The sequence below is a fragment of the Limnohabitans curvus genome (genome assembly GCF_003063475.1).
Classification (GTDB): Bacteria; Pseudomonadota; Gammaproteobacteria; order Burkholderiales; family Burkholderiaceae_C; genus Limnohabitans; species Limnohabitans curvus.
The window spans coordinates 2,329,798-2,349,131 of sequence record NZ_NESP01000001.1; the positions used below are offsets into that span (position 1 = coordinate 2,329,798).

Sequence of the window (19,334 nt, forward strand, 5' to 3'; positions counted from 1 at the left end):
GATTGACCTGTGACCGTGAATACATGCAGGGGAGGGGGATGAGGTCGGACTCAAGTTCCCCTGCACGTATTCCGTGTCTGGGGGTATTTATACCCTGTTGATAACCGTATTGGACTCCAAGGATGCTTGATTCATCTTGTTAATCAGGTCTGTGGCCTTGCGCGATACCTGTGCTTGCTCAATGTGGGCATAGCGCATGGTTGTTTTGATGTCCGAGTGACCTAGGATTTCCTTGACCTCATAGAGGTTCATGCCGTTCTGAATAAGACGGGTTGCAAGCGTATGGCGCAAGGTGTGAGCTGAGCAATCAGGCAATCCAGCTCGTTGGAATGCCTTGTGAAACGTCATGTTGATGTGTTTTCTTGCCGCCCCCTGTGAATCGGTGAAAACGAACATGGAATTCCTGTTGGCATACCGTCTAGAAAGCACTTCAAACACTCTGTCCGACATGAACAAGATTGATTCGTTCTTGACCTTGGACCTCCAGAGGGCAATCGACCTGTGTGTGAAGTTGATTTGGGACCACTCAAGCGTGCAAATCTCACCGTGCCTTGCCCCTGTATCCAGCAAGGTGATGATGAAGTCGTGAACGTCCTGCATCTGGGTCTTGATGCGAGGAATACGGTCTTCATAGGGTGCTAGACCCTTTACATCACGCCTTGGGTCAACTGCCTCAAGAAGCCGCTGTGGACTTCCCACGCAACTGTAGACAAACTCAAGCCTCAAATTGAGGCGCGTTCAAACGCCTCTGGACTAACGCCACCCAAATGGCTGTGGCGTCGGGTTCGATTGTAAAAAGCTTCTATGTAATCAAATACATCTGCCCGAGCCAGATCACGGGTTTTGTAAATGCGCTTGCGAATTCGTTCTTTTTTCAAAGAACTGAAGAATGACTCAGCCACTGCGTTGTCCCAGCAATTGCCACGACGACTCATACTCGGCAACAGTTGATTGGCATCACAAAACCGTTTCCAGTCATCGCTGCCGTATTGGCTACCTTGATCTGAATGGACGATCACCTCCTGATTAGGTTTGCGACGCCATACAGCCATCATCAACGCATCCAAGACCAGCTCTTTAGCAATCGTAGGTTTCATGGACCAGCCAACCACTGCACGCGAGTGCAAATCTAATACAACTGCCAAATACAGCCAACCTTGCCATGTTCGAATGTAGGTAATGTCCGTTACCCATACACGGTCTGGCGCGTCAACTGTGAATTCACGATTGACACGGTTGGGCGCAAGAATAGACGGACGACCCTTAACGGACTTAGGACTTTTGTAGCCCCTCACAGCTTGTATCTTGTGGCTGCGCATGATCCGCTCTACGCGATGCTTGCCGCATGTCTCGCCAGCTTCTCGTAAATCGGCAAACACGCGCGGCGAGCCGTAGACGCCGCCACTGGCCGCATATGAGTCACGGATCAGGCCAAGTAGGCGTTCATCTTGAATCGCACGATTTGAGTTTGGCTGGTGTAGCCAAGCATAAAAACCTGCACGCGCGACCTTCAACACCCGACACATCGTTGCTACTTTGTATTCATGCCGATGATCATTAATGAAACGGTACTTCACTCGAGCTCCCTTGCAAAGTACCGAGCGGCCTTTTTTAGAATATCGCGCTCCTCCTCTGAACGATGAAGTTGAGCTCTTAGTCTGAGAATTTCACTTTTTGCAGCAAGCAGCTCGGAAGCTTGTTGGTCGGTTTTGTCTGGCTTAACAGCATTAACCCACTTGTAGAGGCTGTGCGCTGAAACGCCAAGCCTTGCTGAGACTTCAGCGACTGAATAGCCTCGCTCGATGATTTGACGAACTGCTTCGTCTTTAAATTCAGGGGTAAAACGTGGTGGCGACATGGTCTGCTCCTATGAAGAAATCATAGGCCCGAGCTGTCTACTGCACCGTGGGAAGTCCACTGTTCCTCCTCGACTGTCAGGTAACGCAGACGACCACGAGACAGTTTGACGCTGGGGATTTCGACTTCGGGGACCTGATAGCCCATCCGTTTGGCATATTTGATGGTGCCACCAACTTGGTTGAGAGCATGCTTGATCGTCTGGTTGCTGTATGCCTTACGTTCCATGTCCACCTTGAAGCGCTCGATGTCACGACTTTGCAATAGATGGAGGTGGGGGACGTAGGAGAAGAACTCTGCCGCCCGCATTGACCAGAGATTGACCACGTAATGGCTGACGATTTTCTTCTTGGATGCTGAATATGCCTTGAATGCTTCCAGCGTGTCGATGGTTGGTTTGACGCCGAGTTGATATTGCTCAATTAACTGCTTGCGCCAGTTTGATTCGAGTCGTTCGGCAAGGGCTTTGTCAGTTGTTTTGGACGACTTGATGTGGCTCTTACCCAAGTACTGGAATTGGATGTACCAGTACTTCGAGCCGTCGCGCTTGATGATTGCCATTGACGGATGCGCTGTCAGTCGGATTTCTGTTTACGGAACTTGCGGCTGATGTTGTAGTGATAGGTCGGTGAACCCTTCGGTGTTACGTCCGCCCCCTCGATGAATGCGCGAAGTACAACTTCACGGTGCTCGTCATGGATTAACCGATAGATTGCCCTTGCCGCATCTGCCTTGCTGCCTCCTTCACTGAGGATGGTTCGACCGTCTTGCACTGCCTTGGCATAGCGGTTTTTGTCCTTGGCTTCGATTGGTTGTTTTGGGGTTTCGGGGGATGTTTTGGTCATGGATGCTCCACACGTTTATTAAGGTGCGGGGACCATCCCTGAGATTTTGAATAGGGGCAACATTTGATTCGATGCCTTCAAGCTGAGACGCTACCCCTAGTGTCTTGCAACTTCTGACTGCTCTAGATATAGTGTTTGTGCCAGAACGTAAAAAACCAAGGTTGCAGCCTTGGTTTTCACGTCCCGCCTGTTACGAGCAGGGAGGGCAATCAGCAGATTTGTTTACTGAAGATTTTGAATCTTGCCATAGATTTAGGCTGGTTTGCTCGGGTCAGACCCCAATGGGGAGAAAGATCTACAACATGAAGATCGGACGCAACGCTGAAACCGGGAAATTTACTCCCGTGAAAGATGCCAAAGCCCAGCCGAAAACCCATGTGGTGGAGACGATCAAGCGTACGCCTAAGTCGCCGTCGTCAAAACCTCGTGGTAAGTAAGCTGCCGCTTTAGCTATATGCCCTTGGTTTGGAGTGAAAACTTTGTACCAAGGGCATTGATTATTTTTTCTCGTTGCTTCTTCGTCCCCGACGCTTAGGTTCTTCTTTTTCGAATTCGTCTTCAAGCATTGAGAAGAGTGCAAAGAAGCCGGCAACTGACAGCGTGACCGTATTAGCTTCGAGTAATGCCTCAAGAATATCGCTTGAAAATACCGACAGTCCAAGCATTAGCATTGGAAATAGCGAAGTTCCTGTTGCGAAGTCATAGGCGGTAACTCTCGATATGAACTTTTTTCGTTCAAGGAGAAAGTATTTGGCCAACGAAAAAAGTAGTGCGATGGCGACTGATACTAGGTCAACCCAGCTGCCATCTATCTCGAAAGATGGCATTAACGTATTTGGTACAACTTTAGAGCGACTGCTCCAGCTCCACCTATTGCGGCACCATAAGGTCGAAGATCAAAGTCCACGAACGCACTGAAGAAGGCTCCGGCGATAACCGTACCCAAAAGCGCAAAAGACGCAATGACTTTTGCTTTGTGAAAGTAGTTGTGCTTCTTCATGAACTTGATGGTACTCACGGCTACCTGTGGATAGTGTGGATAACTCATATTAATTTTATATTGGTAACCACTTCTTGCAGCTGGTTATTGTTACCTGCCCCGATTGTGGTGTTCGGGCATCCCCCTGCGGAAATCCAGTCTGGGTTGTGACTGGGGTGACCCAATACACCACCTGTATGTGTGGAACTGCTGGATGAGGGGAGTGTGATGTCCTCTGCGGAAGAGGTGTGAATGCCACGACACGCAAGTAGGGGGTTGGGAAGCAAGAGTCCTACCATTGAACGACACCCGCATAAGTCTGGATTGTAGGGGCGAGTGATCTAGACTAATATTTCAAGCAGTTAGATATTCTGAGAGAAGAGCTGCATGAAAAAAGTCACAAAAATTTGCATTGGCTTATCCATCTTGTTGCCTATGTGGGCATCCGCACAAAGCTGCAACGACATCAAGGACAAAGACAAAGCCAACTACTGCCGCGCACTCGATACCAACGACAAGTCACATTGTCAAAAAATTGGTAGCAATGATTTGCTTAACCTGTGCATGGGCAAAGTCGAAAACGACATCAAATATTGCCGCCGCATCACCACCGACAAAATCAAGAAAAGATGTGAAAACAGCATTCGCTGAGAATGCAAAAAAGCATCCACCAGGGATGCTTTTTTAGGGTGAGCGTGGCTCAGTCTTAAGCTTGTGCGAGGGCTTGCTCCATCACTTTGCCAACTTGGTCAAAGTAATTTTGAGCAGCTTGTGTTGGCACCAAGTATTTGGTGCGGCGGTTTTTACCTTCAAACACGGTGTCAATCATGCCGAGTTCACGCAACTGGTCGAGTTTGCGGTGAATCGTGGCAGGCGAGGCGATGGTATCCAAACCCATGGCATCGGTCACGGTCAATGGTTTTTCTTGGGCGTGACGCACAGCGATCACTTCAAGAAGTTTCTTGGCATCCAAATCCATGGATGGCGTGCTTGCCCCACCATCCAGTGCGTGGATGAGGTTCAGAAATCGCAAATAGATTTGTTTAGAGTCCATGGTAGGTATGCCTTTTCTTACGTAGGTAAGTCAGGCTTGCATTGTATACGTCGATTTTGTTAAAAACATCGTAAAAACACGTAAGCCTCATGTATTTAAAGGTTTTTGCCGTTATTTGGTGATGTCGCCCAAGCAGAGATATTTCATCTCAACGTACTCATCCATGCCGTGGCTAGATCCTTCGCGGCCAAGGCCTGATTGCTTCACACCGCCAAACGGCACATGTTCGGACGCGATGATGCCGACGTTGATGCCCACCATGCCATATTCCAGTGCTTCGCTGACGCGGTAGATGCGGCCAATGTCGCGGCTGTAGAAGTAGCTGGCCAAGCCGAACTCGGTGTTGTTGGCGGCATCGATGGCTTCTTGATCCTTGTGGAAACGGAACACGGGCGCGAACGGGCCAAAGGTTTCTTCACGGGCGCACAACATGTCGGCGCGAGCGTCGGCGATCACCGTGGGTTCAAAAAATTGACCGGTCAATTTGTGACCGCCAGTGATCAGCTTGCCGCCTTTGTGGAGGGCGTCTTGCACGTGGCGTTCTACTTTGTCCACCGCGGCATCTTCGATCAAGGGGCCTTGCGTTACGCCATCTTCGAAGCCGTTGCCTACCTTGAGTGCTTTGACTTTGGCCGCGAACTTTTGCACAAACTCGTCGTACACCGCGTCTTGCACGTAAATGCGGTTGGCGCACACGCAGGTTTGGCCTGCGTTGCGGTATTTGCTGGCCATCGCCCCTTCCACAGCGCTGTCAATGTCGGCGTCGTCAAACACGATGAAAGGGGCATTACCGCCGAGTTCCAAGGCCAGCTTTTTGATGCTGGGGGCCGACTGTGCCATCAAGATGCGGCCCACTTCGGTGGAGCCGGTAAAGCTGATGTGGCGCACGATGTCGCTGCTGCAAAACACCTTGCCAATAGCAATGCTGTTGTCGCTGTCGGCGGTGAGGATGTTCAACACACCGTCAGGAATGCCTGCGCGAATGGCCAGCTCAGCAGCGGCCAAGGCGGTGAGGGGGGGCAGTTCTGCGGGTTTGATGACCACGGGGCAGCCCGCGGCCAATGCAGGGGCCACTTTGCGGGTGATCATGGCCAGTGGGAAGTTCCAGGGCGTGATGGCAGCGCACACGCCGATGGGTTGCTTCAACACCATCAAGCGGCGGTTGTTGTCGAACTGGGGCAGGGTTTCGCCGTTGACGCGCTTGGCTTCTTCGGCAAACCACTCCACAAAGCTCGCGCCGTAGACCACTTCGCCTTTGGCTTCGGCAAAAGGCTTGCCTTGCTCGGCGGTCATGATGCGGCCTAGGTCTTCTTGGTGAGCCATCAACAGGTCAAACCATTTGCGCAAGATGATGCTGCGCTCTTTGCCTGTTTTGTTGCGCCAGGCTGGCCATGCCGCGTTGGCAGCGTCAATGGCTGCCGAAGCGTCTGCTGGGCCTAGGTTGGCCACATCGGCCAGCTTTTTACCCGTGGCGGGGTCATGCACATCGAAGCGGCTGGCGCCCTTGACCCAATGGCCGTTGATCAAGGCATCGGTCTTGAGCAGCGTGGGGTCGTTGAGCAAAGAAAGGGGCGCCGTTTTCATGTCCATGTGGGTCTCCAAATTTGATGGGGCAGAGCATACCGCTGGCCCAGTGCCCGCGATGACTCTGGGGTGACACCCAAACCTATAATTTGAGGATGACTACACCCAAATTCACCGTCGCTGATATTCGCAAAACGTTTCTGGACTTCTTTGAGTCCAAAGGCCACACCGTCGTGGCTTCTAGCCCACTGGTGCCGGGCAACGACCCCACCTTGATGTTCACCAACTCGGGCATGGTCCAGTTCAAAGACGTGTTCTTGGGCGAAGACAAGCGCTCTTACGTGCGCGCAGCCTCCGTACAAGCCTGCTTGCGCGCCGGCGGCAAACACAACGACTTGGAAAACGTGGGCTACACCGCACGCCACCACACCTTCTTCGAAATGCTGGGCAACTGGTCGTTCGGCGATTACTTCAAACGCGAATCGCTCAAGTGGGCGTGGGAGTTGTTGACCGAGGTCTACAAGCTGCCCCCAGAGCGTTTGCTGGCCACCGTCTACCAAGAAGACGACGAAGCCTATGACATTTGGACCAAAGAAATTGGCCTGCCCCCCGAGCGCGTGATTCGCATTGGCGACAACAAAGGTGGCCGCTACAAGAGCGACAACTTCTGGATGATGGCCGACACTGGCCCTTGTGGCCCTTGCTCTGAAATTTTCTACGACCACGGCGACCACATCCCCGGTGGCCCTCCTGGCAGCCCCGACGAAGACGGCGACCGCTTCATCGAAATTTGGAACAACGTGTTCATGCAGTTCAACATGGACGAAACAGGTGCCGTCACCCGCTTGCCCGCGCCATGCGTGGACACGGGCATGGGCTTGGAGCGCTTGGCTGCCATCTTGCAGCATGTGCACAGCAACTACGAAATCGACATCTTTGATGCCCTCATCAAAGCGGCGTCGCGTGAAACCGGTTGCACCGACATGGGCCACAAGAGCCTGCGCGTGATTGCCGACCACATCCGTGCCACCTCGTTCTTGGTGAGCGATGGCGTGGTGCCCAGCAACGAAGGCCGTGGCTATGTGCAACGCCGCATCATCCGTCGTGCCATTCGCCACGGGTATTTGTTGGGCCAGAAAAAACCGTTCTTCCACAAGCTCGTGCCAGATTTGGTCAAGCTCATGGGCGATGCGTACCCCAACATGGCCAGCCAAGCCGAGCGCATTGCGTCGGTGTTGAAGGCCGAGGAGGAACGCTTCTTTGAAACCCTCGAAGTGGGCATGTCAATTTTGGATGCCGCATTGCAAGGCGGCGCAAAAGTGTTGCCGGGCGAAGTGGCGTTCAAGCTGCACGACACCTATGGCTTCCCACTCGACTTGTCGGCCGACGTGTGCCGCGAGCGCGGCCTGAGTGTGGACGAAGCAGGCTTTGCCGCTGCGATGGAAAAACAAAAGAGCCAAGCCCGTGCCGCAGGCAAGTTCAAGATGGACAAGGCTTTGGAATACACCGGCGCAGGCAACGCGTTTGTGGGCTACGACGACCTCAAAGCGACAGCCAAAGTGGTGGCGGTGTACTTAGACGGCAACTCGGTGGCCGAACTCAAGCACGGCCAAACCGGCGTGGTGGTGTTGGACACCACACCGTTCTACGCCGAGAGCGGCGGCCAAGTGGGCGACGCTGGCGTGTTGGTCAGCGGCTCTGCCAGCTTTGCTGTGGAAGACACCTTGAAGATAAAAGCCGATGTGTACGGCCACCACGGCACCTTGACCCAAGGCACTTTGGCCGTGGGTGACCACGTCGATGCACAGGTCAATACGCAAGTGCGTGCAGCCACTGTGCGCAACCACTCGGCCACCCACTTGATGCACAAAGCCTTGCGCGAAGTGCTGGGCGATCACGTGCAACAAAAAGGCAGCTTGGTGAATGCCGAGCGCACACGTTTTGACTTTGCACACAACGCCCCCGTGACTGATGCACAGATTCGCGAGATCGAAGCCAAGGTCAACGCTGAAATTTTGGCCAACGCCGCGGCACAAGCGCGTGTGATGGACATTGAATCGGCTCAAAAAACCGGCGCCATGATGCTGTTCGGCGAGAAGTACGGCGAGACCGTGCGCGTGCTCGACATCGGCTCTAGCCGCGAGTTGTGCGGTGGCACACACGTCAAAGCCACCGGCGACATCGGCTTGTTCAAAGTGGTGGCAGAAGGCGGCGTGGCCGCTGGCGTGCGCCGCATTGAAGCCGTCACAGGCGCCAATGCGCTGGCTTATTTGCAATCACTCGAAGATTCCGTGGCTCAAGCTGCTGGCGCCCTCAAAGCACCTCCCACAGAACTCAACGCACGTTTGGCCCAAGTGTTGGAACAAGTCAAAACACTTGAAAAAGAAGTGTCAGCTCTCAAAGGCAAAGTGGCTTCTGCTCAAAGCGATGAGTTGCTCACCCAAGCGGTGGACATCAAAGGCACCAAGCTTTTGGTGGCCAAGCTCGACGGTGCTGACGCCAAAACTTTGCGCGACACCATGGACAAACTCAAAGACAAGATGAAGTCTGCTGTGATCGTGCTGGCTGCTGTGGACGGCGAGAAAGTCAACATCGCCGCAGGCGTGACCGCTGACAACGTGGGCAAAGTCAAAGCGGGCGAGATGGCCAACTTTGTGGCCCAGCAGGTCGGCGGCAAAGGCGGCGGCAAGCCCGACATGGCAATGGCGGGTGGCACTGATGCCGCTGCGTTGCCCAAGGCTTTGGCCAGCGTGCAAGCTTGGGTGACTGAGCGCGTTTGATTCAGATGAACGCACGCGCCGTCATCGTGCAAGCAAAGGCCCAACCCGTGTTGGGCCTTTTTCTTGGCGTTTGCCTCGCTGTGTTGTTGTCAAGCTTTGTGGCCAGCAATGCGTGGGCGCAGTTCGACAAAACCGCATGGCCTGCCAATGTGGCCACGCCCAAAATTGAAGCCGTCGATTTGCAGGGCAAAGCATGGAATACCACCGAGCTGGCGGGCAAAGTGGTGGTGCTCAACTTTTGGGCCACGTGGTGCGCGCCGTGCAAAGACGAATTGCCCACGCTACAAACCCTGCATGACATCAGCGACAGCCAAACCGTGGTGCTGACCATCAACGTGCGCGAGCCCGCAGCACGCGCGTCGCGCTATATGCAGAGCACAGGCATGACGTTTCCTGTTATTTCCGATGCCAAAGGTGAGTGGGCCAAACGCTGGGGCGTGACGGTGTATCCCACCACCATCCTCATTTCGCCCAATGGGCAAGCCCGCTGGCGTATCGTGGGTGATGTGGATTGGAGTGGCGCGCAGGCCAATGCATGGTTAGCTGATGTACGCCAAAACGGTTCACCATCCAACGCCACATCTAAAGCCGCCAGCCCCAAGCGATAATTCGCACGCCTCGCGCACTTTGCGTGAGGTGACCTGCCTTCGGGGCATTTATGCATGCGCCGACAGGTCTTACACATTATTCGGAGCTCTCTTTCATGACTCTCGTGCGTCGTTCCCTTCTCAAAGGGGCCGCAGCTGCGTGCGCCCTCAGTGGTGTGCCTGGCTTTGCTTTGGCCCAAACATCTTCTCAAGCTGCTCGCCGTTTTGAGCCACAAGCGGGCCAATGGCGCACGTTTGAAGTCACCACCCGAGTGGACTTGGCCGATTCAAAAGGCGCTGCCTCTCGCGTATGGTTGCCTGTGCCCAGCATCAACTCGGACTGGCAACGTTCGTTGGAGAGCAATTTCAGCAGCAACGGCACCTCACGCATGGTGAGCGATGGCACGGATGGCGCGCGCATGATCTACACCGAGTTCGCCGCTAGCGTCACACCGTTTGTCGAAGTGACCAGCCGCGTGCAAACGCAAAGCCGTTTTGTGGACATCAGCAAAACCACCGCCCACGCATTCACACGTGAAGACACCGGCACTTTGCGCTACTACACCCGCGCCACACATTTATTGCCTACCGACGGCATCGTGCGCACCACGGCCCTCAAAGCCACGCAAGGCACTAAGACTGACGCACAAAAAGCACGCGCGATTTACGACTGGGTCGTTGCCAATGCATGGCGTGAACCCAAAACACGTGGCTGTGGTGAGGGCGATATCAAAGCCATGTTGGAGACTGGCAACTTGGGCGGCAAGTGTGCCGACATCAATGCCTTGTTTGTCGGCCTGTGCCGCTCGGTGGGTGTGCCTGCACGTGATGTGTATGGCATTCGTTTGGTGCCTTCGGCCTTTGGTTACAAAGAGTTGTCGGGCAACCCCGCCAGCTTGAAAGGCGCGCAACACTGCCGCGCCGAGGTGTATTTGCAAGCCCACGGTTGGGTGGCGATGGACCCCGCCGACGTGGCCAAAGTGATGCGCTTAGAAACCCCCACTTGGATCAAACGCACCGACGACGCTGTGGTGCAACCCGTGTACAACCGCTTGTTCGGTGGTTGGGAAGGCAACTGGATGGGATGGAATACCGCGCACGATCTGGCCTTACCCGGCAGCAAAGAAGACCGCTTGGGCTTCTTGATGTACCCCGTGGCCGAGACAGTGGATGGCCGCGCAGACTCTTATGCGCCTGACACCTTCAAGTACCAAATTACGGCACGCGAAATCAAGGCTTAACGCTTTTTCACAGCGCGATGCTCAAACGCAAGGCGCTTTGAAACGCACGGGCCTCACCCGTCACAGGGTCAGTGAAGGCCACGCTTTTGGCCAGCAGCTGCAACGGGTGGCTGAAGTCTTCTTCCGCATCTGGCCCGCGCAACACAGTGGGGTAAAACTGGTCACCTTCTAGCGGCAGGCCCAGCGCCATCATGTGCACACGCAGTTGGTGGCGTTTGCCGCTGACAGGCTCTAGCTCGTATAGCGCACGCGTGCCTTCTGTTTTGAGAAGGCGGATGCGCGTTTCGCTGTTGGGTTCGCCATCCACCTCTTGTGTTCTGAAAAAAAGTTCGTCGGGCTGTAGGCGACTGATGTGCACGCGTGGCAGCGTTAACGCGGGGTTGTAAGCCGCCACTGCTTCGTACACCTTGTGCATGGCCTTGTCGCGAAACAGCGCGTGGTAAGCGTCGCGGTCTTGCAGACGTTTGCCAAACATCACGAGGCCCGCAGTTTCGCGGTCAATGCGGTGCAGCGGCACGAGGTCGTCGTTGCCTGTGAGGTGTTTCAGCTGCACCAACAAGCTTTGCTGTACATAGCGACCCGCAGGTGTGACGGGCATGAAGTGCGGCTTGTCGGCCACGATCAAATGCTCGTCTTCAAACACGATGCTGGCTTTCTCAGGCAACACGGGTTCGTTGGCGATGTGGCGGTAGTAGTAGAGCTTGGTGCGCGGTGCGTAGGCCTGCGTGGCCGGCACGGGTTGGGCAGCTTCATTCAGTACCAAGTCATGTGCGAAGCGGTGCAGCCACTCGTCGCGCGAAATGTCGGGCATGCGCTCCAACAAAAAATCTAGCACCGTGGGCCAAGGCCCAACGGGTAATGTCACGCGGCTGGCGCCTACGCCGTTGCGCGTGGGGATACGCATGTAGCCTTGGTCCTTTAGACCCTGGTGAACACCAAGTCCCACACACCATGGCCGAGTTTCAAGCCTCGGTTTTCAAACTTGGTGAGTGGTCGGTAAGCGGGCTTTTCGGCAAAGCCACTGGGGTCAGTGGCGGTGTTCTTGAGCAGCGGCTCGGCAGACACGACTTGCATCATTTGCTCCGCATACGGTTCCCAGTCGGTGGCCAAGTGCAAATAGCCGCCGGGTTTGATGTGTTTGGCCAAGCGGTTGACAAACGCGCTTTGAATCAAGCGGCGCTTGTGGTGACGACTTTTGTGCCAAGGGTCGGGGAAGAAGATGTGTACGCCGTCTAAGCTGTTTTCGCCCAGCATGTGGTCCATCACCTCGATCGCGTCGTGCTGCACGATGCGGATGTTGCCAATGCTTTCTTCGCCGCAGCGCTTGAGCAACGCACCCACGCCAGGCACGTGAACTTCGCAGCACAAAAAGTTGTCGTCAGGGCGCGTGTGCGCAATCTTGGCCGTGGCGTCGCCCATGCCAAAACCAATTTCCAAAATCAACGGGGCAGAGCGGCCAAAGGCTGCAGCCACATCCAAGCGCTCAGGTGTGTAAGGCACCAAAAACTTGGGCCCAAATTGTTCAAACGCGCGCGTTTGGCCAGGGCCCATACGTCCAGCACGCAGCACGTAGGTTTTGATCACGCGCATGAATGGCGTGTCGGATTTTGTGGCTTCTGGAGTTGTGGGCGTGTCGGCGGTGGTCATGTCTGAAAAATCTAGAAATATGCGCCCATTATCGCGGGACCGCATGGACACAAGTTTGGCATGGCAACGGCTCTCGCATAATTCGTTTCTTAAAGAAAAGGACTCAGATTGATGCAAGACATGATTAATTTTTTCAAGCGTTACCAATCCGAGTTTGATCAACAAAACTGGGCGAGTTTTGCCGCCTTGTTTCATGAGCCTGCGATGAGCGTGCGAGCTGATGGTTCGGTGATGGTCATTCCTACGCATGCAGACGGAGCGCGTTTGTATGCGTCTGTTTCAAGCGCTTGGCGGGCCGAAGGGTATGCACGGTTTGAGACGGGAAATTTTGAAGTGCTGGCGCTAGGGCAAGACAGTTGGCTCGTGTCTTTTGATTGGCTGATGCTGTCAAACGAAGGTGAGTTGATTCGCCGTTGGAGGCAGTCGTACCAGGTGATACGCACGAAGGATGACTGGCAGGTCTTTACATCGACTTTTCATAAGCCTTGACCCAGAAAGTCAGTGCCTCTGTGTGCGAGCCACTTTGGGGCGCTAGTTTGAGTCGTGCGGCAGCGGCATTCAGTGCAGCCAAAGGGTTGGAGAGGTCCAAAGCCTCAGCGCCGTTTTGTTTGCTGAGTTTTTCCCCGTTCTCGCCCAACACCAACGGCGTGTGCATGTAGCAAGGTGTAGCCAAAACCAATGCACGTTGCAACACGATTTGTCGTGCAGTGTTGTCGGTCAGGTCTGCGCCGCGCACGATGTGTGTGATGCCTTGTGCAGCATCGTCCACCACCACCGCGAGTTGGTAGGCCCACAGGCCGTCGGCACGAAGCAGCACAAAGTCGCCTACTTCCTTCGCAACGTCTTGTTGTTGATTTCCCAGCAAACGGTCTTGCCATGTCAGGGGTGTGGGCAGTTTTGAATCGTCGATCACACGCTGAATATCCAGCCGCCATGCTCGTGCGGCTTTGCCTTTCAAACCATCACGGCAGGTGCCGGGGTAAACGGCGGCGGTATGGCGCTCACGCGTGTGACCCATCAAGGCTTGGGCATCTTCAATTTCTTTGCGTGAACAGCCGCAGGGATAGGCCCAGCCTTTGGCGATCAACGCATCCAGCGCGGCTTGGTAGGCATCGCTGCGTTGCGATTGCCACATCACAGGTGCATCAGGGACAAGACCGCACGTGGCGAGCTGTTGCAGGATGCGTTGGTCTGCGCCGGGTATGCAGCGCGGTGTGTCCACGTCTTCGATGCGCACCAGCCATTGGCCGCCGTGTGCACGAGCGTCTAGCCAACTGGCAAGAGCAGCAACGAGCGAGCCCGCATGCAGCGGGCCCGTGGGAGAGGGAGCGAATCGACCGGTGTACGGCAATTACAAACGCTTGGCGGATTGGCAAACAGCCAAGGCGAGTTCAAGGCCAGACACAAACGCGTCTTCCACGCGGTGGCCCAAGTGCCAGTCACCACAGGTGCCCAAGCCATTGGCTGGGTTGTACTGGTGCGAGACACCCAGTGGTGTGATGGTTTTGGCATACAGCCAGCGGTGCAACTCGGCATGTGCAGGCTCTGCGCGGATGCCCGTCAGTTCAGCAAACGCGCGCAAGAGTTTGGCTTTCACACGGGCTTCGGTGTCGGTGATGTGTTCGGCAGACCAAGCGGCACTGGCTTGCACGGTCCAACGTTCCACCTTGCCACGACCAGGCTTGGATGACTCGCGGGCCAACCACGCAATGCGGTGGTGAATGCTGCGTGCCGCGTTCCACTGTGGGCCGATGTGTAGGTTGGGTTGCGTGGCGTTAGGGAAGGCCACCATCATGGTCCAGCATGGGGCCACGTCGACGGCGTTCATGGCTTTGAGCCATTGCGCATGCGCAGCTTCTTTGCCGGAAGCTTTGAGTAAGTTCTCGGCTTGCACCGAGGGTATGGCGAGCAACACATGGTCAAAGCCGGCGTGCTTTTGCGCCACTTCTTTGCCAGAGGTGCTATTGACGGCATGCAGTGTCCACAAGCCTTTGGCGCCGCGTTCTAAGCGGTTGACTTGCGTGTTGTAGGTGATGGCTTTGCCCAGAGGCTCGGCCCAGTGACGGACCAAGGCGTTCATGCCGGGCTTGGCCACAAAGTGCGCGTCTTTGGTGGCGCGTGCTGCTTCAAACACATGGCCCAGTGGGTCGAGCACGCGCACGGCGTTGGCGCTCCAAGGGCGGCAAATGTCGGCAGTGCCGGGGACGGTTTGCAAGGCCAGCGAGAAGCGTGGGTCGCGCACGGTGAAGTACTGCGTGCCGTGGTCAAAAGTGCCGAAGTTACTCAGGCGGGTGGACATGCGACCACCTGCGCCTCGGCTCTTTTCAAACACGTGCACATGGTGGCCAGCGTTGGCCAAAGTGCGGGCTGCTGTGATGCCAGCGATGCCGGCTCCGATGATGGCGATGTTTAATGTCATGGCTGCACTCTACACCTTCCGTGTGGGTGAATTGGGGCGGGGGTTCACCAATAGCGCAGAACGTGTGGTGGTGCTTTTGAGTTGTTTGAGCCACCACTGCAAAGCGCGACCGCCGCGCTCGCCCTCGCTGCCATCGGGGATGCGCCAAGCGTAACTGAGTTGGGCCACGCGTTGCGGTCGGTCCACTTCGCGCACCACCAACACGCCTTGGTCAATCAAGGGCTGCACCATCAACTCGGGGACAAAGCCTACGCCGAGGCCGCGCACCTGCGCTTCAATTTTGCAATGCATGGTGGACACGGTGAACACGTCTTGACCGGGCAGCAAGCCAATGGTCACCCCTGCGCCGCGCTGCACCGAATCGGCCACCGCCACGGCTCGGTGTTGGCCAATAAGTGCATCGGTCAATGGTTCGGGTGCTTGTGCCAACGGGTGGTGCGGTGCCACCGCAAACACGAAGCGCATAGGGCCAAGCACATGGCTGTGAATGCCTGAGGCGCTCCCGCTGTCGCTGAAAGAGCCGGGAATGCCTAATGCCAAGTCGGCTTGGCCGCTGGTGAGGGCTTCAAGTGTGCCTGTGAGTGTTTCGTCGCGCAGCTTGAGCCGTGTGGGGGCATTCAGGGCCATAAATGCCTCGCACAATTCCATCACGGTGGTGCGGTCGATGATGCCGTCCACCGCGATGGTGAACTGGCTTTCCCATCCTGTGGCCACACGCTTGACACGGTTGGCAATGGCATCCATGTCGGCCAGCAGGCGCTCACCTTCGCGCAACAGTTCATGACCTGCGGCGGTGAGCTTGGCTTGACGCGAGCTGCGGTCAAACAGCAGCACGTCGAGTGCGTCTTCTATCTGGCGCACGCGGTAGGTGAGGGCGCTGGGCACCAGCCCGAGCGCGCGGGCGGCAGCCGCGAAGCTGCCTGCTTTTTCAATCGCGTGCAGCATAGACAGCGAATCGGGGGTGAGGACGTCACGGGGAGAAGTCATGCAATCAGGCTTTAATCATTCAAATAATTTGAATGATGCCATCAAATGCGATGCATGGCAAAAGGGCGGCGAAGACCTAAAGTTCAGGTCAAGAGAAAACAGGAGAACAAGTCATGTTGACCATTCGCAAATCACAAGACCGAGGCTATGCCGATCACGGCTGGCTCAAGTCGTTCCACAGCTTTTCGTTTGCCAATTACTACAACCCTGAGTTCATGGGTTGGGGGAATTTGCGCGTCATCAACGAAGACCGCATTGCGCCGGGCACAGGTTTTGGCACGCACGGTCACCGTGACATGGAAATCATCAGCTATGTGCTCAGCGGTAACTTGGCCCACAAAGACGACATGGGCAACATCAAAGGCATCCCGCCTGGCGATGTGCAGCGCATGAGTGCGGGCAGTGGCGTGCAGCACAGCGAGTTCAACCACGCGCCAGCTGAGACCACACATTTCTTCCAGATTTGGATTGAACCCAATGTGCGCGGCATTCCTGCCAGCTACGAGCAAAAAGAAGTGCCACCCGCATCAAAGCGTGGGGCGCTGAGTCGCATTGCTGCACCCGATGGCGCAGTGGTGAAGATCCATGCCGACGCGGCGCTGTACGCGGGCTTGTTTGAAGGCAACGAGGCCGCCACCTTGACCATCGCCCCTGGACGTAAAGCCTATGTGCACTTGATTCGTGGTGCCTTACAAGTCAACGGTGTGGCATTGACCACGGGCGACGCCGCACTGTTGGATAACGAACCGACCATTAGCTTGACCCACGGCCAAGATGCCGAGGTTCTGGTGTTTGATTTGGCGCCCTGATTTTTATTTCATTTTTTAATTCATCAACTCAATCAAAGGAAACTTTTTATGAACAACGCAATCAACCTCATCGGCCGTCTTTTGTTGGCGGCTCTTTTCTTGCCAGCAGGCTTGTCAAAGCTGTCTGGTTTTGAAGGCACTGTGGGCTACATCTCTTCGGTCGGTTTGCCATTGCCCACTGTGGCTGCGGCTGCAGCGCTGGCTGTCGAAATTTTGGGCTCTGTTGCTTTGATCGTGGGCTTCCAAACCCGCATCGCAGCTGCCGTGCTGGCGGTGTTCACGTTGGTGGCATCTGTCTTCTTCCACGCTTTCTGGGCAGCTGCGCCTGAGCAAGCGTTTGTGCAACAGCTCTTGTTCTTCAAGAACATCGGCGTGATTGGTGGCTTGTTGGTGTTGGTGTCTTCTGGTGCCGCAGGTTTCAGCCTTGATGCCAAAAAAGAAGCTCAATAATTGACAGCATTTCTTACTTGTATTTTTTTAACCTCATTAGGAACACACCATGACTAAAACTGTCGTCGTTTATCACTCAGGCTACGGCCACACACAACGCGTGGCACAGTTCGTGGCCGAAGGCGCAAAAGCCACTGTCATCGCCATCGATGCAGACGGCAACATCACCGATGCCGATTGGGAAGCTTTGGATGCGGCTGACGCCATCATCTTTGGCTCGCCCACCTACATGGGCATGGCCTCATGGCAGTTCAAGAAGTTTGCAGACGCCACGTCTAAGCGTTGGTTCAGCAGCGCTTGGAAAGACAAAGTCGCTGGCGGCTTCACTATCTCTGCCAGCCCGAGCGGCGACAAGCTGTCGACCGTTCAGTACTTCATCACTTTGGCCATGCAACAAGGCATGGTGTGGGTGGGTCAACCCGCCATGAACGACGGCAACATCAACCGCATTGGTTCTAACTCGGGCGTGATGGCGCAAGTCGGCCCTACCAGCCCAGCGGCTGACATTCCTCAAGGTGACTTGGACACCGCCAAAGCCTACGGCGAGCGCGTGGCCGCTGTGGCTGCCAAGTTGCGCGGTTAATTCGCGGTCAACCTACCCCGTCATCTACGGGGTGTGAAATAAAAGGGCAGTTCGACAGAGCTGCCCTTTTTCTTTGGTTAGTATTCAGGCCATGAAGATCATTCAACTGCTGCCTTGGGCCGATTGGTTCGCACTCGGATTTTTTGTTTTGGTTTGGATGGGCTACGCCGCATTTGCGAAGTACAGCAGCGAGCACCACCACTCCATCTTGGCCATGACCAACCGTTATCGCCACCTGTGGATGTTGCAAACCACCGCACGCGATCCGCGCATGTTGGACGGCATCATCACGCAAACTTTGTCGGCCACGCCTGCATTTTTTTGTTCCACCACCATTTTGATTTTGGGCGGTTTGTTTGCCTTGCTGGGCACCACCGACAAAGCGGCTGAGCTGGTGCGCGAAATTCCGTTTGCTGTGCAAACCCCCATCTTGGTGTTTGAATTCAAGATCTTGGTGCTAGTGGTGATTTTTGTGTACTCGTTCTTTCGCTTCTCATGGTCGATGCGTCAGTACACCTTTGTAGCGCTGCTGATTGGCGCCATGCCTCCCGCTGAGAGCTTTCAAAGTGGTGAGGTGACAGACCGCCAGCACTATGCCGATCGTGCGGCTGCCATGACAGGCTTGGCCGCTGAGACCTTCAATGGCGGCTTGCGTGCCTACTATTTTTCGTTTGCTGCACTGGGCTGGTTTTTCTCACCCGTCATGTTTTTGCTGACCACGCTGCTGGTGACGGGCGTTTTGTACACCCGTGAATTCAAGTCTGAGGTGTTGACGCTGTTGGAGCAGTGACGGGGAAGGTGCCTTCGGGCGTCAAGCCCGTGGCACTCAAATCAGCGCCCACAGCACGGCGCTCGTCAAACACAAAGCAGCCGCCGTCGTAGTGGTCGTTGCCCACTTCTTCAAAGTATTTGAGGATGCCGCCTTCGAGCTGGTACACATGCGGCAAGCCCGCATTGCGCATGTAAATGGCGGCTTTCTCGCAGCGAATGCCGCCGGTGCAAAAGCTGATGACGGTTTTGTCTTGCAACTCGTCTAAGTGCGCTTGCACCGCATCAGGAAATTCGGTGAACTTGGTGATGCCCCAGTTGATGGTGTTTTTGAAAGTGCCGGCATCCACCTCAAACTGATTGCGTGTGTCCAGCGTGACCACCGGGCGGCCTTCGTCGTCGTGGCCTTGGTCTAACCAACGTTTCGCTGTTTCGGGCGTCACCGCAGGTGCGCGGCCTTGGGCGGGGCGAATGCTGGGGTGGTTCATGCGGATGATTTCGTTTTTCACCTTCACCAGCATCTTGCGAAACGGCTGCGTGTCAGACCAGCTTTCTTTGGGTGCCAGGTCGGCCAAGCGTGCATCGGTGCGCAGCCAGTCGACAAAGCTGCGCACATCTTCGGCGCTACCGGCTAAGAAGAAATTAATGCCTTCTTCTGCTATCAGGATGGTGCCTTTGAGCTGGCGCGCCAAAGCGTTGTCCAAGCAAGGCTGGCGCAGGTCTTGGGCGTCGGGCAGGGCGACGAATTTGTAGCAAGAAATATTCAGAATTTGGTTCACCCAGCGATTCTATGTAACGGCGTGT

The 19,334-nt window shown here is 55.4% G+C and carries 23 protein-coding genes; 10 read left to right on the forward strand and 13 right to left on the reverse strand.

Features of this window, described 5'->3' with window-relative positions; genetic code table 11:
• Window positions 1-87: 87 nt before the first annotated feature.
• From B9Z44_RS11700 to B9Z44_RS11720, 4 genes are all read right to left on the reverse strand, one after another.
• A complete protein-coding gene (locus B9Z44_RS11700; protein ID WP_146180618.1) occupies window positions 88-600 on the reverse strand; it encodes a site-specific integrase in 513 nt (170 codons plus the stop codon).
• A 122-nt stretch (window positions 601-722) separates the two neighbouring features.
• A protein-coding gene (locus B9Z44_RS11705) for an IS3 family transposase (protein WP_211308706.1) occupies window positions 723-1,858 on the reverse strand; the annotation gives its coding sequence in 2 pieces (ribosomal slippage) (window positions 723-1,615 and window positions 1,615-1,858; 1,137 coding nt in all).
• Between the two features lie 20 nt (window positions 1,859-1,878).
• Complete coding sequence (locus B9Z44_RS11715; protein WP_108402511.1) at window positions 1,879-2,418, reverse strand: hypothetical protein; 540 nt, start codon at window positions 2,416-2,418, stop codon at window positions 1,879-1,881.
• Between the two features lie 14 nt (window positions 2,419-2,432).
• Window positions 2,433-2,702, reverse strand: a complete 270-nt coding sequence (locus B9Z44_RS11720; RefSeq protein WP_108402512.1) for a hypothetical protein — start codon at window positions 2,700-2,702, stop codon at window positions 2,433-2,435.
• Between the two features lie 302 nt (window positions 2,703-3,004).
• Here B9Z44_RS11720 and B9Z44_RS15425 point away from each other — a divergent pair, with 302 nt between their 5' ends.
• Window positions 3,005-3,139, forward strand: a complete 135-nt coding sequence (locus tag B9Z44_RS15425; RefSeq protein WP_281258804.1) for a hypothetical protein — start codon at window positions 3,005-3,007, stop codon at window positions 3,137-3,139.
• Between the two features lie 60 nt (window positions 3,140-3,199).
• Here B9Z44_RS15425 and B9Z44_RS11725 read toward each other — a convergent pair whose 3' ends face one another.
• Window positions 3,200-3,529: a hypothetical protein gene (locus B9Z44_RS11725; RefSeq protein ID WP_108402513.1), complete on the reverse strand. Its 330-nt coding sequence runs from the start codon at window positions 3,527-3,529 to the stop codon at window positions 3,200-3,202.
• A gap of 539 nt (window positions 3,530-4,068) precedes the next feature.
• Here B9Z44_RS11725 and B9Z44_RS11735 point away from each other — a divergent pair.
• Entirely contained in the window at window positions 4,069-4,332 is a 264-nt protein-coding gene (locus B9Z44_RS11735) for a hypothetical protein (RefSeq protein ID WP_108359040.1), read from the forward strand.
• Between the two features lie 55 nt (window positions 4,333-4,387).
• Here B9Z44_RS11735 and B9Z44_RS11740 read toward each other — a convergent pair whose 3' ends face one another.
• Window positions 4,388-4,735 (reverse strand): hypothetical protein, encoded by a 348-nt coding sequence (locus tag B9Z44_RS11740; protein ID WP_108359039.1) that lies wholly within the window; start codon window positions 4,733-4,735, stop codon window positions 4,388-4,390.
• A 111-nt stretch (window positions 4,736-4,846) separates the two neighbouring features.
• Entirely contained in the window at window positions 4,847-6,325 is a 1,479-nt protein-coding gene (locus B9Z44_RS11745; RefSeq protein ID WP_108402515.1) for an NAD-dependent succinate-semialdehyde dehydrogenase, read from the reverse strand.
• 89 nt (window positions 6,326-6,414) lie between these two features.
• Between B9Z44_RS11745 and alaS the strand changes: the two genes are divergently transcribed.
• The 3 genes from alaS (at window position 6,415) to B9Z44_RS11760 (ending at window position 10,867) form a co-directional block, all read left to right on the forward strand.
• Window positions 6,415-9,039, forward strand: a complete 2,625-nt coding sequence (gene alaS / locus B9Z44_RS11750) for an alanine--tRNA ligase (protein ID WP_108402516.1) — start codon at window positions 6,415-6,417, stop codon at window positions 9,037-9,039.
• 5 nt (window positions 9,040-9,044) lie between these two features.
• Complete coding sequence (locus B9Z44_RS11755; protein WP_108402517.1) at window positions 9,045-9,647, forward strand: TlpA family protein disulfide reductase; 603 nt, start codon at window positions 9,045-9,047, stop codon at window positions 9,645-9,647.
• A gap of 95 nt (window positions 9,648-9,742) precedes the next feature.
• Entirely contained in the window at window positions 9,743-10,867 is a 1,125-nt protein-coding gene (locus tag B9Z44_RS11760) for a transglutaminase-like domain-containing protein (RefSeq protein ID WP_108359035.1), read from the forward strand.
• A gap of 7 nt (window positions 10,868-10,874) precedes the next feature.
• On the opposite strand, the gene B9Z44_RS11765 is transcribed toward B9Z44_RS11760, so the two are convergent.
• Entirely contained in the window at window positions 10,875-11,771 is an 897-nt protein-coding gene (locus B9Z44_RS11765; RefSeq protein WP_108402518.1) for a pseudouridine synthase, read from the reverse strand.
• 14 nt (window positions 11,772-11,785) lie between these two features.
• Window positions 11,786-12,514 carry a tRNA (guanosine(46)-N7)-methyltransferase TrmB gene (gene trmB / locus B9Z44_RS11770; protein ID WP_108402519.1) on the reverse strand — a complete coding sequence of 243 codons (729 nt, stop codon included), beginning with the start codon at window positions 12,512-12,514 and terminating at the stop codon, window positions 11,786-11,788.
• Between the two features lie 111 nt (window positions 12,515-12,625).
• Here trmB and B9Z44_RS11775 point away from each other — a divergent pair, with 111 nt between their 5' ends.
• A complete protein-coding gene (locus B9Z44_RS11775; protein WP_108402520.1) occupies window positions 12,626-13,003 on the forward strand; it encodes a nuclear transport factor 2 family protein in 378 nt (125 codons plus the stop codon).
• Here B9Z44_RS11775 and gluQRS read toward each other — a convergent pair.
• Genes gluQRS through B9Z44_RS11790 form a run of 3 tightly spaced genes read right to left on the reverse strand, consistent with a single transcriptional unit; the run spans window position 12,978 to window position 15,920 of the window.
• Window positions 12,978-13,865: a tRNA glutamyl-Q(34) synthetase GluQRS gene (gene gluQRS, locus B9Z44_RS11780; RefSeq protein ID WP_108402521.1), complete on the reverse strand. Its 888-nt coding sequence runs from the start codon at window positions 13,863-13,865 to the stop codon at window positions 12,978-12,980. The genes B9Z44_RS11775 and gluQRS overlap by 26 nt on opposite strands.
• A complete protein-coding gene (locus B9Z44_RS11785) occupies window positions 13,866-14,933 on the reverse strand; it encodes an NAD(P)/FAD-dependent oxidoreductase (protein ID WP_108359031.1) in 1,068 nt (355 codons plus the stop codon). It lies immediately after the preceding gene.
• A 9-nt stretch (window positions 14,934-14,942) separates the two neighbouring features.
• Window positions 14,943-15,920: a LysR substrate-binding domain-containing protein gene (locus B9Z44_RS11790; RefSeq protein WP_108359030.1), complete on the reverse strand. Its 978-nt coding sequence runs from the start codon at window positions 15,918-15,920 to the stop codon at window positions 14,943-14,945.
• A gap of 113 nt (window positions 15,921-16,033) precedes the next feature.
• On the opposite strand from B9Z44_RS11790, the gene B9Z44_RS11795 reads away from it, so the two are divergent.
• The 4 genes from B9Z44_RS11795 (at window position 16,034) to B9Z44_RS11810 (ending at window position 18,552) form a co-directional block, all read left to right on the forward strand.
• The gene (locus tag B9Z44_RS11795) at window positions 16,034-16,729 is read left to right on the forward strand and encodes a pirin family protein (protein ID WP_108402522.1); all 696 of its coding nucleotides are present in this window, start codon (window positions 16,034-16,036) and stop codon (window positions 16,727-16,729) included.
• A 48-nt stretch (window positions 16,730-16,777) separates the two neighbouring features.
• Complete coding sequence (locus tag B9Z44_RS11800) at window positions 16,778-17,179, forward strand: DoxX family protein (protein WP_108402523.1); 402 nt, start codon at window positions 16,778-16,780, stop codon at window positions 17,177-17,179.
• A gap of 49 nt (window positions 17,180-17,228) precedes the next feature.
• Window positions 17,229-17,762 (forward strand): flavodoxin family protein, encoded by a 534-nt coding sequence (locus B9Z44_RS11805; RefSeq protein ID WP_108359027.1) that lies wholly within the window; start codon window positions 17,229-17,231, stop codon window positions 17,760-17,762.
• A 91-nt stretch (window positions 17,763-17,853) separates the two neighbouring features.
• On the forward strand, window positions 17,854-18,552 hold the full coding sequence (locus B9Z44_RS11810; protein ID WP_108359026.1) for a DUF599 domain-containing protein: 699 nt from the start codon (window positions 17,854-17,856) through the stop codon (window positions 18,550-18,552).
• Here the strand turns inward: B9Z44_RS11810 and B9Z44_RS11815 are convergent.
• The gene (locus B9Z44_RS11815) at window positions 18,518-19,309 is read right to left on the reverse strand and encodes a sulfurtransferase (RefSeq protein WP_108402524.1); all 792 of its coding nucleotides are present in this window, start codon (window positions 19,307-19,309) and stop codon (window positions 18,518-18,520) included. The two genes, B9Z44_RS11810 and B9Z44_RS11815, sit on opposite strands and share 35 nt — an antisense overlap.
• Between the last annotated feature and the right edge of the window lie 25 nt (window positions 19,310-19,334).

Excerpts from the sequence above, each read along its gene's own strand:
- B9Z44_RS11700 (WP_146180618.1), bottom strand. The coding sequence starts at position 600 with ATGCAGGACGTTCACGACTTCATCATCACCTTGCTGGATACAGGGGCA.
- B9Z44_RS11715 (WP_108402511.1), bottom strand. The coding sequence starts at position 2,418 with ATGGCAATCATCAAGCGCGACGGCTCGAAGTACTGGTACATCCAATTC.
- B9Z44_RS11720 (WP_108402512.1), bottom strand. The coding sequence starts at position 2,702 with ATGACCAAAACATCCCCCGAAACCCCAAAACAACCAATCGAAGCCAAG.
- B9Z44_RS15425 (WP_281258804.1), top strand. The coding sequence starts at position 3,005 with ATGAAGATCGGACGCAACGCTGAAACCGGGAAATTTACTCCCGTGAAA.
- B9Z44_RS11725 (WP_108402513.1), bottom strand. The coding sequence starts at position 3,529 with ATGCCATCTTTCGAGATAGATGGCAGCTGGGTTGACCTAGTATCAGTC.
- B9Z44_RS11735 (WP_108359040.1), top strand. The coding sequence starts at position 4,069 with ATGAAAAAAGTCACAAAAATTTGCATTGGCTTATCCATCTTGTTGCCT.
- B9Z44_RS11740 (WP_108359039.1), bottom strand. The coding sequence starts at position 4,735 with ATGGACTCTAAACAAATCTATTTGCGATTTCTGAACCTCATCCACGCA.
- B9Z44_RS11745 (WP_108402515.1), bottom strand. The coding sequence starts at position 6,325 with ATGGACATGAAAACGGCGCCCCTTTCTTTGCTCAACGACCCCACGCTG.
- alaS (WP_108402516.1), top strand. The coding sequence starts at position 6,415 with ATGACTACACCCAAATTCACCGTCGCTGATATTCGCAAAACGTTTCTG.
- B9Z44_RS11755 (WP_108402517.1), top strand. The coding sequence starts at position 9,045 with ATGAACGCACGCGCCGTCATCGTGCAAGCAAAGGCCCAACCCGTGTTG.
- B9Z44_RS11760 (WP_108359035.1), top strand. The coding sequence starts at position 9,743 with ATGACTCTCGTGCGTCGTTCCCTTCTCAAAGGGGCCGCAGCTGCGTGC.
- B9Z44_RS11765 (WP_108402518.1), bottom strand. The coding sequence starts at position 11,771 with ATGCGTATCCCCACGCGCAACGGCGTAGGCGCCAGCCGCGTGACATTA.
- trmB (WP_108402519.1), bottom strand. The coding sequence starts at position 12,514 with ATGACCACCGCCGACACGCCCACAACTCCAGAAGCCACAAAATCCGAC.
- B9Z44_RS11775 (WP_108402520.1), top strand. The coding sequence starts at position 12,626 with ATGCAAGACATGATTAATTTTTTCAAGCGTTACCAATCCGAGTTTGAT.
- B9Z44_RS11785 (WP_108359031.1), bottom strand. The coding sequence starts at position 14,933 with ATGACATTAAACATCGCCATCATCGGAGCCGGCATCGCTGGCATCACA.
- B9Z44_RS11790 (WP_108359030.1), bottom strand. The coding sequence starts at position 15,920 with ATGACTTCTCCCCGTGACGTCCTCACCCCCGATTCGCTGTCTATGCTG.
- B9Z44_RS11795 (WP_108402522.1), top strand. The coding sequence starts at position 16,034 with ATGTTGACCATTCGCAAATCACAAGACCGAGGCTATGCCGATCACGGC.
- B9Z44_RS11800 (WP_108402523.1), top strand. The coding sequence starts at position 16,778 with ATGAACAACGCAATCAACCTCATCGGCCGTCTTTTGTTGGCGGCTCTT.
- B9Z44_RS11805 (WP_108359027.1), top strand. The coding sequence starts at position 17,229 with ATGACTAAAACTGTCGTCGTTTATCACTCAGGCTACGGCCACACACAA.
- B9Z44_RS11810 (WP_108359026.1), top strand. The coding sequence starts at position 17,854 with ATGAAGATCATTCAACTGCTGCCTTGGGCCGATTGGTTCGCACTCGGA.